Origin of the sequence: Mesorhizobium sp. C120A, assembly GCF_030323105.1 — a bacterium.
GTDB lineage: Bacteria > Pseudomonadota > Alphaproteobacteria > Rhizobiales > Rhizobiaceae > Mesorhizobium.
Map to the genome: position 1 here is coordinate 2,058,376 of NZ_CP100476.1, position 13,291 is coordinate 2,071,666.

Below are 13,291 nucleotides of genomic sequence, written 5' to 3' on the forward strand. Positions count from 1 at the left end.
GCTCGCGACTTTCAGACAAGCATGCCTCATTGCGCGGGATTTATGCGATCCGGAGCCGTGCCCTTAGCTTGCCGATGAACTGCGTCACGGCCGCGGGGTGAAACAACCAGGTCAGTCCCAGGAAAGCCGCAGCGCCGGCGACACCGCCCGCCGCGAGCGGAAAGATCGCCGGCATATTGCCCAGCGCAGTGCTGGCAAGGCTGGCGGCCAGTCCGGTGCAGATAGAAATGATGGCCGAGACAGCGATGTCGCGCCAGGGAACCGGCACCGGCGTGAGCCTCTCGGCGATGACGATGCAGGCTGCAAGACCTGCCAGCGATCCGCCCGCCAACGCCAAAGCCGCGCCAACCTCCGCCATGGTGGGAATCAACAGAAAAGACAGTGAAATCGTTGCCACCGAGCCGAAGGAATTGGCGATGATCAGCAACCACGGCCGCTTATGTGCGTGCACCACGACGCCATAAACGAAGCTTGTGAGATTGGCACAAAGGACGCTGAAGGCGATGATCGGGAACAGCAGGCCGAAGCGACCATGATATTCCGCGGGCAGCAGGAGTCGCGTGATGTCGCCGCTGAGCGCGATAAGCATTGCTGCGACCGGCAGGCAAAGGCGTATCATCAAGGCCATGAGTTGCGACAACAACCGCCCGGACGCCTCGGATCCCTCGTCGTCGAAGCGGCTGACCACTTCTGGAAATGCGCCCATGTTGATTGCGTTGGCGACCATATCGATCGGCTGCCGAGCCAATGCGTAGGCGGCTGCGAAGACAGCCACCGCGCCGGCATCGTAGTAGAACTTGAGGAAGACGCGTTCAGCGCTGTTGAGACCGAAACCGACCAGCGCCATGATGACGAGGGGCACGCCGAGGGCAAAAAACTCCTTGTGGGTGAAGCGCGGCGGGCCGCCAATAACGCGCCCGGATGCCACCACGCACGCCACGATGCCGGCAATCAGCACGGCGAGGCTCGAGCCGAGCGATACCGTCAGAAACGAGCGTTGGAAGATAAGGATGGCGGCGATCGGCAAGGCCAGTTGCAGCAGGCCGCGCAGATATTCAAGCATCGAATAGAGGGAATGACGCTGCTGCATTTGCAGCACCGTCAACGCGAACCGGCTGATGGAGCCGGCAATCAGATAGCTGCAGACGGCGATTGCAAATTCGATCCAGCGCTCCGGCACGATCACCGCCGAGGCGATCACGGATATGATCAGGGCCAGCACCGTGGTGGCAAGCAATACCTGTCCGGCAAGCATCAGGCTGCCACGGCTGACGTCGCCTTTTCCACCAAGCCGCAGCAAGGCAATGCGCAGCCAGTTGGTAACGGCAACATCCGTCATTTCGCCCACGGTGACCACCAGGGTCAGCAGGCCATACTCGGTCTGGTCGATCAACCGCGTCATGACGACCAGCAGGAGCAGAGCGGAAACCCGCGTCAGCAGAATAGCTGGGCCATAGATGAGTGTGGAACGGAGCAGCAAAGGGTTGTCCCGGAAAATTTGCCGTCGATTAACCGTTGACCGACGGGTATTCCAGCATGATGACGGCAAAGGGTGAACGGATACAGTTTGAACCAAAAGATTTGTCGTAAACCTTTTTTGGAACCTTTGCTTTACGGTCACCCGGCATCCGCAATCCAAATGGTGTCATGTTGCAGCGTCTCGCCCACAATAGAAAAATACATGTCCTGGTCGCAACGCCCTCGGGCGTTTCGGGACAAGGCGGCATCGACCGGATCATGGGGGCGCTGAAGCAGGAGTTCGAACGGCAAGAGATTGCCGACATCGATCTGCGCTTTCTTTCCAGCCGTGGCCCGGGACATGTCGGGCTTTCGATCTTCTACATGCTTGGTTTTTGCGCGCGGATGCTTGCGGCCCGCCTCGACAGACGCGCCGACGTCATTCACATCAATATATCGGTCTCCGGCAGCACCTATCGCAAGATGATGATCGCCGCCTGCGCCAGGCTGTTGTCGATACCATATGTCCTTCATCTGCATGGGGCGCAGTATCAGACATTCTGGAAAGATGATCATAGTTTCATGAGCCGCCGTATCAGGGCTCTGTTCGAGCATGCCGGCCGGGTGATTGTCCTGGGGGGGCTTTGGCGCGATTTCGTCGCCAGCCGGGCACCGGCGAACGGCGGCAATATTGTCATCGTTCCCAACGCCACGGCAGTTCCTTCCCTGGCGCATGTCGGCGGCGGTGACCACGTGCACATCCTGTTCCTCGGCCGCATCGGCGAGCGAAAGGGCGTGCCGCAGTTGGGCGAGGCGCTGGAGCGGATGAAACATCTCAGGGGTTGGCGTGCCACGATCGCCGGCGATGGTGAGGTCGAGCCGGCACGAGCGAGGTCGGTCGCTCTAGGGATTGCCGACCGTATTGCTTTTCCGGGCTGGGTGGGACCTGACGAGGTCGCATCACTGATCGCTTCGGCCGATATTCTGGTGCTCCCCTCGTTCGCCGAAAATCTGCCAATGTCGGTGATCGAAGGCATGGCGGCCGGCCTGGCTGTCGTGGCCACCCCGGTTGGCGCGGTCGAGGACATCATCACCCACGAACAATCCGGTCTGTTGGTGCCGCCCGGCGATGTGGCGGCGTTGACCGAGGCGTTAACTCGGCTGGTCGAGGATACGGCGCTGCGCGCGCGGCTTGGCGCCGCCGCCATGGCGGTGCACCGGGAAAGGCTTGAGCTTGCACCGTTTGTCGACGCGATCTGCGATGTCTGGAGATCGGTCGCGTCCGAGGCGCGATCGGTCAAGCGCTGACGCTGTCCTTCAGTGTCGTCACTGCGGCGGGCCAAGCGCGAATTCGCGGTGGAATATCTCCAGGTTCAAAAGCGCCCATATCAGTTTTTCGTGGTCCGCGGCGCGCTCGGCGTGCTCCCTGACAATCTGGTCCAGCTTCTTGGCGCTCAAATAGCTACGGATGACCGAATGGGACGAACACAGATGGTCCCGTACATAATCGCTCATCGACCCGCGGAACCATTCGGCGACGGGCACCTTGAAGCCGATCTTTGGCCGGTTGAGGGCCTCGTCGGGAACCATGCCGGCCATGCAGTCGCGCAGGATCTGTTTGCTGCCCAGGAGACCGAGCCTGTAACGATCGGGCAGCTGGCTGACGAAGGAAACCAGATCGCGATCAAGGAATGGCATTCGCCCCTCGATTGAACCGGCCATCATCATCCGGTCGCCCCGTTCCAAGAGGTTGTCGGGCAACCACGATGTCTGATCAAAAAACAACACACGGCGCAGATGGGATTCCGTCACACTCGAAGAGAACGGGAAATCGTTGCGGTCATGGCCGCAAGTGGCCAACCCACCGAGGAGCGAATCGCGTTCCCGCGCCGTCATGGCTCCAAACCAGGAGATCATCCGGGTTGCAAAGTCCCGTTCACCCGCGCTTCGGGCAAATATGTCGAACTTGGCCGATGCGCCGGGCAATGCGCGCATCAAAGGGGCGAGGAGATTGTTGTGAAGCGACGCTGGAACAAGTGACCGGTAGACACCCGCCAGAGACTCTGCGCGATGTTTGGGGTAGCCGCCGAGAATCTCGTCCGCCCCTTCGCCCGTAAGCACCATCTTGACGTCCTGCGAGGCTCGAACCGACATCAGGTAAATTGGAATGTCCGTACTTTGTGAAACAGGTGCCCCCCGATGGCGGACCATCTTAGGCAGATGATTCATCAGGTCATCCGCCTGGATGACGATTTCGCAATGATCGGTCTTGAAATGATCGGCGACGCGCCGGGCGAATGGAAGCTCGCTGTAAGCCTGTTCGCTGAAACCGACCGAAAACGTACGAATGGGGTTGTCGCTGTGCCTGGTCATCAGGGCAACGATTGCCGACGAGTCGAGCCCCCCGGATAGAAAGGCGCCAAACGGCGCATCACTGCGCATCCTGATCTCGACAGAACGGTCGAGCAATTCCAGAAATCGTCGCTTGGCGGTTCCTGGATCGATATCCGCTGTCAGATCGGTCTGATCCGGGGGCGCATAATAGCGCGTTTCCGTTACTTCCCCTTGCGACCACACAGCGTAGCTTCCCGGGTTGAGCTTGCGGATCTGTTTGAAAAGCGTCCGCGGTCCAGGCACGTAACGCCAGGTCAGATACTCGCGCACTCCATCCAGATCGAGCTGCTGGCCATCTGGCTGCGCAGACAACAACGCGCTGATCTCCGAGGCAAACGACAGCAAATTTCTGCCTTGCATGAGGTAAAGGGGTTTTTTCCCAAAGGGGTCGCGGGCGAGGATCAATTCGCGCCGTTGAGCGTCCCACAGCGCAAAAGCGAACATCCCGCTCAATCGGTCGAACATGGTCAGGCGCCACTGGTCATAAGCCCTGAGCAGCACTTCCGTGTCGGAGCGTGTGCGAAAACGGTGGCCGAGACCGATCAACTCCTCACGCAGCTCGATGTAGTTGTATATTTCGCCGTTGAAAATAATCCGGAGCCGTCCGTCCTCGGTCTGCATCGGCTGATTTGAATCGGCGTTTAAGTCAATAATCGCCAGGCGGCGATGCACCAATGCCAACTGGTCCTCGCCTGTGTTCAGGTCCAGGAGTTCGATGCCTTCGGCATCGGGACCACGATGCTGCAAGGCATTCGACATCCCGGCGGCCCGATCTTGTGGCTTCTCGACCCTGCGCCCAATCCAGCCGGCAATTCCGCACATTCTTTCCCTTGGCCCTCTTTCCCTTGTTTGCGTATGATCGAGGACACCAATCTACAGCGAATATATTAAATAGCTGCTCGGTGGAGTGATTTTAAAACTGAGCCTGATTTGGTTCGATCAGGCCCTCTCGGCTGCAACTGGAGACGACAGTCCTTGGGTTTCACGCGATTGATCGCCAGCAACCAGGCAGACCGCTCGAAGCGATCCTGACCCGATGACGAGTTATGGCAGGCCCAGTGCCCGCAACATCTCCCGGTCCGGGATCGCAGGCCCCTTGGGTTGGATAACACTCATTCCGTAAGGATTGGAGAATTCCCAGGCCGACCACGGCATCGCGAAGCGTTCCGCCTCTCTGCGCACTGCCATGAGATAGCGCAGGCGATCAGCATCGAAAGCTCCCATGCGGCCATCCGCAGACATCAGGATAACGCCGAATTCGCCCACGAACAGGCGTCGGCTCGCTATGCCATGGGCTTCAGCCCAGTCGACCGCCTGACGGAAACCCGCTTCGAGCTGGCTCTGCCCCCAATTCTGCTCAAAGTATCGGGCGATCGTTTCACGCGCCGAGGCCATGTTCATCACCTCTTCGATCTGGCTCAAGCCGGCGGCGTCCATCTGCGCCTTGAGGGTTTCGGCGACCACTTCGGGCGTGCTGGCGTCGGCAGGCCAGGGAAGGCCGGAGGAGAAAGCGTTCTTGTCATCGGCCCGCTGGTGCGTGAAGCTGTGCGGATCATACATGTGGAAGCTGTAATAGACGTTGGGGTCGTCGAAGTTGGGGTCCAGGTTGACCAGTCCCGCGATGCTCCCGCCGCAGGCGCCGGTCGCGACGATGGTGAGTTCGCTGCTGACGGCGCGAATTTCGCGAACCGTGCCTGCCATGATCCGCTGCCAGTCATCGCTGCCGCTTGAATCGCAAGGGTAGTAGGCGGGCTCGTTATAGGGCTCGAGGGCGACCTTGTCGGCGCCAATTTTGATCAGCATGGCAGCCACCGCCACTACCATTTTGCGATAGCGGGCAACACCCTCGCTGTCGGCCCCGCCATAGATCATTTCCATGCTGTAAGCCGGAACCTGGCTGACGCCATGCAGATCGAAAACCACCTTGAGCCCGCTTGAAACGACCCGCTGCACCGCAGCGGCAAGCATGTCCAGCGCCTGTTGTCGTTTGGCGCCCTCGCTGGCAAGCAGAGGGCCAGGGTCGACACTCAGCCGGACAAAGTCGAAGCCCATGGATCGAATGCGATCAAACTGGTCGCCGTCCGGCCAATCGGTGAGCGGCCTGCCGCCCGCAAGCCATTCCTTCTCGCTGCGATAGGGCGGCCATTTGTAGGAACCATCTTTCTCCACCGGCGACCAGTTGAGCCATTCATGGACGCCAACGCCGCGCTCAAGCGGGATCGGCGCCGCCTCGGCTGACAAAGCCATGCCAAGCGCGCACGCTATGACGTAGACAACTTTTCTCATCGCAAAACTCCGCGTCATGGCCGAAGATATTAACCGCGGGAACGGAAAAGAGGATGCCGCCACACGCTTTTTCGACGGGATGGTGTATGAGGATCAAAATCTTGGCGGAGCGCGGATGAGGGTCGGGTGGTATTTCAACCGATTGCGCAGCATGGAGTTGGCCGAGATATTGCATCGGTTGGACGAGCAGCGCCGGAGGACCGTTTCGCGCCGCCGCGACAACGGCTGGCAGCGCTATGCGTCGCCGCAGTTGCACCCGGTGCTGCACGGATTGCGGAATGCTGTGCCGGCCGCTGCGACACCAGCCCAGCGGCAAGCTATCGAGGCGGCTGCGCAAAACACTCTTCGGGGCCAGTTTTCAGCACTTGGGCAGACCTGGCCACAGCGAGACCCCTATACTCTCTTTCCACCCGAGCTCTGGCGCCTTGATCCGGTGACCGGCCGGCTTTGGCCAGGCCCCAAGACCCATACTTTCGATATCGATTTTCGCCATGCCACCGGCCGTGGCGATGTAAAATATGTCTGGGAAATCAACCGGCTGCAGCAACTGCCGCCACTGGCTGCCCATCTGCTTCTCACCGGCGATGATCAATCCCGTGCGGCCATCGAGGCGGCGATCGAGAGCTGGCATTTCGCCAACCCACCATTTCGGGGCGTTGGCTGGGCCTCGGGCATCGAGGTCGCGCTACGAGCCATCAGCCTGATTGTCACGCTCGACCTCGTCGGCGACCGGCTTGGCGCGGCGACGCGAGAAAAAGTCGGTGAAATACTGGCGGCAAGCGCCTATTGGCTGCCGCGGTTTCCCTCCCGTTTTTCGTCCGCCAACAACCATCTCGTCGCGGAATTGGCTGGCGAATATTTGATCGGTCTGGCTTTCGGGGCCGAGGTGGCTCGCGAGTCGCTCCTGGCTGAGGTGCTCAAACAGATCCTGGCCGATGGCGCCGGGGCCGAGCAGACCCCGACCTACGCCGCCTTCAGTGCCGAACTTTTCCTGCTGTGCGCTGCGGCGGCGCGCCAGGCCGGACTGCCTTTTCCCCAGCCCGTCGAAGCGCGTTTGGCCGCTTTCGCCAATTTCGCAGGCTGGCTCCCGCCGAAAACCAGCGGCTTCGGCGACAATGATGAAGGCCGCGTGATCACGCTGGGGGGCGAAACCGATTATGTCGGATCGGTCGCGGCCGCCATCCGTGGTTTTCTACGGATGCCGGGCAGCGCACCGGAGCCTGGCGATTTTCGTGCGCTTTTCTTCGGCGCGCCACCGCGGCCGGCGCCGGTGCCGAATGGATTGCATACATTCACGCAAGGCGGGCTCTCCGTCTGGCGCGGCGAGATGAATGGTCGCAACGTCCATCTGACATACGACCACGGCCCGCTGGGCTACCTTTCGATAGCGGCGCACGGTCATGCCGACGCGCTGTCGCTCACCCTGTGCATTGACGGCGATCCGGTGCTGGTCGACCCCGGCACATGGCTCTATGGTTCGGGGGAGGCTGGCGCGACTGGTTCCGCTCGACGCCGGCGCACAACACGCTGAACCTAGAGGGTAAAAGCCAAAGCATCATCTCCGGGGCGTTCAACTGGTCGCACAAGGCGGTTGCGACATTGGTGGAGAGCGAGCCGGGGCCGCACTGGAGGCTGTGTGCCCGACATGACGGGTACAAAGGCCGCTTCGGCGTTGTGCATCAACGCGCCGTGACACGCGATGGCGACGGCATCCTCGTGACCGACCAACTGCTCGGCGGCAGCCGCGTCGCTGAGATCGTCTTCCAACTCGCCGCCGACCTCCACGCCAACAGGGATGGAAACATTGTCACGATATTGCGCGGCGCTGAACCTTTGATGACTATCCACTTTCCAGACGCAGCGATCCACATCCGTTCCGGCGGCGACACACCGGGCCAGGGCGGCTGGGTTTCGCCGCGTTTTGGTGCAAGGCAGCCAGCCGAACGCCTCGCATGGCGTGGCCAAGTAGGCGAAAAGGGAGTAGTCATCCGGCTCGCGCCAAGTCCGCCGCAGACCCGATAACGGGCAGGTTGCAGGCGCAGCGTTCGACATTAATTACGTTCAGATATTTAGCGGTTTTGACACCGTTGATCTGCTAATTTGGCCATGATTGTTCTGCCAGTCGCATCCCGATACACAGTTGCGGGCAGCATATGATAGGCCTGGCAATATGTGCTTCGCGACGAGCCGGATCACCATTTCACCACCTAGGAGCCACTGCATCGATGTTTTCGGAATTCGCCAGAGTGATCGTGGAAAAACTCTCACACATCGATCTGCTGACACTCGGTCTCCTGTTGCTCACGGCGCTGGGGAGCGCGGTGGTCGCCTACTGGCGAACGGTCGAACAGAAATCCTTCCGGGACTTTTTCGACTTCGCCTTTCCCGCGGAAGTCATCATGCACCCATCGGCGCGAGCGGACGCATTGTTCTGGATCACGAAAAGGCTGGTGATGCCCTTCCTGCTCATTCCCGCCGGTGTCACCTTCGTTGCCGCCACGGGATATGCAACAAACCAGGCAGTCGGCTGGCTCTTCAGCATCTCGCAACCGCTGATACCCGGCCCCGCCGGCCCAGTGACGATCATCCTCTTCACCGCAACCATGCTCGTTGCTTACGATATCTCCTACTACCTATATCACGTTGCCCAGCACCGTTTCCCGTTCCTGTGGGAATTGCACAAGGTGCATCATTCGGCCGAAGTGATGGTTGGGATCACCAAGGACCGGGTTCACCCCCTGGACGATCTGATGAACCGGATCTGGGACGGCGTCATACCGGGGATCAGTTTCGGCTTGTGGAGCCTGATTGCGCTTGATCCGGTCGAGATCGCCATATTTGGCATCAACGTCTATGTCATTCGCAACATTCTCATGATGGACTTTGTTCGCCACACGCATCTGAAGATTTCCTTCGGCCGGTTGAACGGCGTCATCTTGTGTCCGCACTGGCACCAGGTGCATCACAGTGTCGACCCTCGCCACTACGACAAGAATTTCGGGCTGCTTTTTTCATTCTGGGATCGCATATTCGGAACGCAGTTCATCCCGGATCCGGACGAAGACCTCAAGTTTGGACTGATAGATCGCGACGTACGCGACTATCAGTCGCTTTTCGGACTTTACGTGCTGCCGCTCAAGAAAATGGCAAACCATATCATGCGACTTTTTCAAAAGCGCATCGATGTCGCGCAGCCGCAGGACCGTCTCCAACCATGAACAAAATGGCTTCGATTGACGCTGTTGGTGCGGAGCGACTGGAAATCGTCAGTTCGACGGATCGCCTGGCCGCCATCGAAGCCGAATGGGTAGACCTATGGCATCGTACCCATGCACTGATCTTTCAGAGCCATGCCTGGGTTTCGGCATGGTGGAGCACCGTGCGTGACCGCGACCGGCGCTCGCTGCGGATCGGCCTGGTATGGAGCGATGACAGGCTGGTCGCTGTCATTCCCCTGGCGATCGGCAGACGAAAAGGACTTCGGCTCCTCGAATGGGCCGCCAATAGCTATACGGACTATGGTGATATTCTTGTCGCGCCGGAATGCTCCCTATCGGCCCTCCAGAACCTCTGGAACCGGATCTGTTCGGCGGGTGGCTTCGATCTTGCTTTTATCAATCGTCTGTCGCCGGATGCGGCAGCCCGCAGGATTTTTACACCGGGCTCTTCCAGCGGCGTCAAGCTTCGCGCCAATCACCGGGAGGAAGTCAGTTATCGCGTCGCTGGACAGTGGGCCAGCGGAGCAGCATGGCTGGCGGACCAGCCGAAAAAGATGCGCCAGAACTATCGGCGCGGCATCAAGATACTGGAAGAAACAGGCGAAGTGAAATTCCGCCTCCTGTCGGCCGACGAGCCGCTGCAGCCATTGCTGGAGCGACTGTCGGCGCTGAAGCGCAGATGGCTGGAAAAGCACACGCGTGAATCCGACCTTTTCGAAGAGGGCGAGCCGGTTCTTGCCGCCCTGGTGGACGCGCTGTCACGCGCCGGTGTGCTGCGCATTTTCGTACTTGAATGCAATGGTGCGATGGTCGCGGTTTCCATCAACATCGTCCAGCACAACGTCATGATGGCATTCGTTACCACCTACGACCCTGACTTTAGCCGAGCGTCGCCGGGTGCGGTCCTGATTACGGAGTATATACAGTGGTCGTTTGATCACGGCTTGGGATTGGTCGATTTCCTCTGTGGCGGAGAGGCCTTCAAACATAGGTTTGCAACACAGGCCGTTACCCTCCAATCCGTTCTTGGGGCACGCACTGTGCAGGGCGCGCTCGCTTCTCTCGCTGATCGTATCTGTCAGACGATCCGCGTACGCTCACGCGGATTGGCGTCGGCGAATCCAGAGCGCCCGCCCGATGAGACTGCTTAATTTAGCTGGATAACTTGGGCATAAGCCGCCGAGCGTTGAGGGCTGGCGTGCGACATGGGCGCGCCATTCGAAAATCCGCGTCGATTGCGCCTCGGAATTGGGACCGAATGGGTCCGCAGGTGCAGACTTCAATTCCCGCAAATCACGTCTCTCGAGGCGCAGTTTGTCGTCTGCGAAGCGTTGCAACACGTTCGTTGGCGTCACAACGGTAGCAGGCTAGGTCCTGAGAATCATTGAAGATTTTTTCGGACAGGGCGCTACCATAGGTCGGCGTTTTTACTATGATTTCAGTAGCTTAGGTAGGCTGGTAGCGGGAGACCGCTACATCGCGAGACCCACTATCGAAGAAGCACTCTTCTGCTATCGCCGACGCTCTGCATAGCCCGTAACGTCGCCGAAGATCGATCGAAATTAGGCGGCAGGCCCCACGGGCTCGATAGGCCAACTGCCCCTCACCGCGCACCCGAGGGCGCTTCTTGAACCACAATCGTGCGAACATCGCACATAGATGCTATCAATGAAGATGCGCAGGGAGGGCGAACAATCGAATGGAAAATGAGGACAGGTCACGAACCACATCTGATCGGCGAATCGCCTTGCTCATCGATGCGGACAATGTGTCCCACGGCAAGATCGCAGCGATACTGGCGGAACTTTCAAAATACGGCACGGCCAATATCCGCCGCGCCTATGGCGATTGGGCAAGCGCCAATCTCAGGAACTGGAAAGACAAGCTGCACAATTTTGCAATTCGGCCCATTCAACAGTTCACCTATTCGGCCGGCAAAAACGCCACCGATATTGCGCTTGTGATCGATGCAATGGAGCTTCTCTACACGCAAAAGCTTGACGCTTTCTGTTTGGCTTCGAGCGACGCCGATTTCACACCACTAGTGATGCAGTTGAAGGCCAATGGACACGAAGTCTACGGATTTGGGGAACGCAAAACGCCCACTCCGTTCATCAATGCCTGCACGACTTTCCTTTACCTCGATAGCCTGGACGATGCTGAGCATCCGACAACTCCTGAAGCCCCCGGCGAGAAACCAAAGACCAAAGCAGAATCGGCGGCCAAATCTAAAACGCCCACCGAAAAGTCCGCCGACAAGCGAACGGGCAAGTCTCTGTCGCAAGATGCGACCCTCGTAACGATCCTGCGTGGCGCTGTGGAAGCCACGGCGCAAGACGATGGATGGGCAGCTATGTCATCGGCAGGAAGCGCAGCGAAACGACAGGCGCCCATCGATCCACGAAACTATGGAGTCAAGAACTTTCCGGCACTATTCGCGGCGACTGGCCTCTTCGACATATTGAAGATGGAGAATGGGCAGAGCTACGTCGCAGACAAGCGGAACAAGGACCGCTCACCACTGCCGAGCCGATAATAAGAAACTCCATCATTGCCGTTGATGGCAAAGGCGCCGGCGGGCGCTTTTCTTGCCTTCTAACGCCACTACCAACGACAGGCCGAAGCTTAGATCTCTCCTCTGGGTATCGCAGGCCGGCTGCCATCGAGAAGCGCCGCAAGCTGATGCGAGCATGGGCTAACTACGTCAACCCGGTCAGAGCCGATGCCGATGACTCTACCGAATTGGAGGCCGCGGCCGAGATACTAGGAAAAGTCAGGCTGCCCCTATTTCAGAAGGCGGGGCCGATAACTGCGCAGCAATATCACTGTAGCTGCCGGCTTTCTTCACATCACGGGCGAGGGAGGCAAAAGTCTTCGATTTCTGCCGGGCTATCCGGAACGCTTCATGGGTCCGCTTGTCGACATAGGTAACGTCGGCATAAGCAGCGAGACAGGACATGTGCCAGTCGGTCAATTCGCTGCCATCCCATTTTCGGGTGTCGGGATGAAGCGTCCTGATGGCATTGAAGATAATGCCGGATGGCAAGCGTTCTTCTTTCACCTTAGCTACGACCTCCGGAAGAGGGAGGCCAAGTCTATAATTTAGCAACACCAATTTCTTTCGAAACGTGGCCAGGTCGCCCACATCGGCGACCGTTGTGTTGGGACCGATCTCGGACATGCCGACGCCGAACATCTCTAATATTCGCAGCGCCGGATTATCGGTGGAGATCGCCCCGTAACGGCTAACGACATCTTCAAAAAATTCCCGCGAAGTCAGTTCCGGGTCGACGATACGGTCGTCTCCACGCTCCTTGATATCTGCTGCTAGGCGACCATGAAGGCCCCATAACCGCTGCAACATAGCGTCTTTTGGCAGAAGCTCTCCTTTAATGAGGTCAACAATCTTTACGTCAGACATGCCTGCGAAGTCGGATTTAGATATCGCAACGACCTCTTGGCTGCGCTCTTCCGACGCGCTGAAGCCGGCGCGAAGTGCAGACCAGTTTTCCAGGAAAGGCCGGACAAGATCGGCGCCGCTGGTCAGCCGAAACATACGCTTGGCGGCTTCGTTACGCACCATCTCGGGATCCGCTGACACGTTTTCGAAGGCCGCAGCTACCTCAAACGCCTGCAGGTCAAGGACTGAACCAACTAGATCTTCCTTTTGAAAGGAGGCTATGGCCGCTACCAGCGGTAGCGATTGAAGGTAGGCGGCACGTTGCGCCGCTACGTCCTCGTTTCCATGGGAGAGCAGTTCTTGGAAGTGATGCCAACAAAGCAGCAGCACACCACCGCTCTCTTCGAAGCTTTTTTCGAAAGTGGCGGCACGCTGAAGCCGCGCGCTATCCTTGCTTGCTTTGTCTTCCGCCACCTTGCCAAGATGCGAGGAATCCAGAGCAACGAATTTCGGCCGAATTAGCAGCATGGGTTGG

Annotated in this window: 10 protein-coding genes; 6 read left to right on the top strand and 4 right to left on the bottom strand. The window is 59.0% G+C overall.

Translation table 11 applies throughout. From position 1 onward, the window contains the following. Positions 1-40: 40 nt before the first annotated feature. On the bottom strand, positions 41-1,480 hold the full coding sequence (locus NL532_RS10085) for a lipopolysaccharide biosynthesis protein (protein ID WP_023828180.1): 1,440 nt from the start codon (positions 1,478-1,480) through the stop codon (positions 41-43). Between the two features lie 167 nt (positions 1,481-1,647). Between NL532_RS10085 and NL532_RS10090 the strand changes: the two genes are divergently transcribed. Next, positions 1,648-2,766, top strand: coding sequence for a glycosyltransferase family 4 protein (locus NL532_RS10090; RefSeq protein ID WP_023671802.1), 1,119 nt, complete (start codon positions 1,648-1,650; stop codon positions 2,764-2,766). Between the two features lie 18 nt (positions 2,767-2,784). Here NL532_RS10090 and asnB read toward each other — a convergent pair whose 3' ends face one another. Both asnB and NL532_RS10100 read right to left on the bottom strand, forming a co-directional pair. Further along, positions 2,785-4,674 (bottom strand): asparagine synthase (glutamine-hydrolyzing), encoded by a 1,890-nt coding sequence (gene asnB / locus NL532_RS10095; RefSeq protein WP_023828179.1) that lies wholly within the window; start codon positions 4,672-4,674, stop codon positions 2,785-2,787. 222 nt (positions 4,675-4,896) lie between these two features. Next, positions 4,897-6,138, bottom strand: a complete 1,242-nt coding sequence (locus tag NL532_RS10100; RefSeq protein WP_031202656.1) for a glycoside hydrolase family 5 protein — start codon at positions 6,136-6,138, stop codon at positions 4,897-4,899. 16 nt (positions 6,139-6,154) lie between these two features. Here NL532_RS10100 and NL532_RS10105 point away from each other — a divergent pair, with 16 nt between their 5' ends. The 5 genes from NL532_RS10105 to NL532_RS10125 all read left to right on the top strand — a co-directional run bounded on the left by NL532_RS10105 (position 6,155) and on the right by NL532_RS10125 (position 11,892). After that, entirely contained in the window at positions 6,155-7,669 is a 1,515-nt protein-coding gene (locus tag NL532_RS10105) for a heparinase II/III domain-containing protein (RefSeq protein WP_286488103.1), read from the top strand. Further along, positions 7,603-8,160 carry a heparinase II/III family protein gene (locus NL532_RS10110; protein ID WP_286488104.1) on the top strand — a complete coding sequence of 186 codons (558 nt, stop codon included), beginning with the start codon at positions 7,603-7,605 and terminating at the stop codon, positions 8,158-8,160. Before NL532_RS10105 ends, NL532_RS10110 begins: the two co-directional genes overlap by 67 nt. Positions 8,161-8,363: 203 nt before the next feature. Then, a complete protein-coding gene (locus NL532_RS10115) occupies positions 8,364-9,356 on the top strand; it encodes a sterol desaturase family protein (RefSeq protein WP_023686296.1) in 993 nt (330 codons plus the stop codon). Further along, positions 9,353-10,507, top strand: a complete 1,155-nt coding sequence (locus NL532_RS10120; RefSeq protein WP_023696861.1) for a GNAT family N-acetyltransferase — start codon at positions 9,353-9,355, stop codon at positions 10,505-10,507. Before NL532_RS10115 ends, NL532_RS10120 begins: the two co-directional genes overlap by 4 nt. 548 nt (positions 10,508-11,055) lie before the next feature. After that, complete coding sequence (locus tag NL532_RS10125; protein ID WP_023828177.1) at positions 11,056-11,892, top strand: NYN domain-containing protein; 837 nt, start codon at positions 11,056-11,058, stop codon at positions 11,890-11,892. Positions 11,893-12,129: 237 nt separating this feature from the next. On the opposite strand, the gene NL532_RS10130 is transcribed toward NL532_RS10125, so the two are convergent. Beyond that, positions 12,130-13,284, bottom strand: a complete 1,155-nt coding sequence (locus NL532_RS10130) for a hypothetical protein (protein WP_023828176.1) — start codon at positions 13,282-13,284, stop codon at positions 12,130-12,132. Between the last annotated feature and the right edge of the window lie 7 nt (positions 13,285-13,291).

Bases quoted from the DNA above. Each gene is read 5' to 3' on its own strand.
- NL532_RS10090 (WP_023671802.1), top strand. From the start codon at position 1,648: ATGTTGCAGCGTCTCGCCCACAATAGAAAAATACATGTCCTGGTCGCA.
- asnB (WP_023828179.1), bottom strand. From the start codon at position 4,674: ATGTGCGGAATTGCCGGCTGGATTGGGCGCAGGGTCGAGAAGCCACAA.
- NL532_RS10100 (WP_031202656.1), bottom strand. From the start codon at position 6,138: ATGAGAAAAGTTGTCTACGTCATAGCGTGCGCGCTTGGCATGGCTTTG.
- NL532_RS10105 (WP_286488103.1), top strand. From the start codon at position 6,155: ATGGCCGAAGATATTAACCGCGGGAACGGAAAAGAGGATGCCGCCACA.
- NL532_RS10110 (WP_286488104.1), top strand. From the start codon at position 7,603: ATGGCTCTATGGTTCGGGGGAGGCTGGCGCGACTGGTTCCGCTCGACG.
- NL532_RS10115 (WP_023686296.1), top strand. From the start codon at position 8,364: ATGTTTTCGGAATTCGCCAGAGTGATCGTGGAAAAACTCTCACACATC.
- NL532_RS10120 (WP_023696861.1), top strand. From the start codon at position 9,353: ATGAACAAAATGGCTTCGATTGACGCTGTTGGTGCGGAGCGACTGGAA.
- NL532_RS10125 (WP_023828177.1), top strand. From the start codon at position 11,056: ATGGAAAATGAGGACAGGTCACGAACCACATCTGATCGGCGAATCGCC.
- NL532_RS10130 (WP_023828176.1), bottom strand. From the start codon at position 13,284: ATGCTGCTAATTCGGCCGAAATTCGTTGCTCTGGATTCCTCGCATCTT.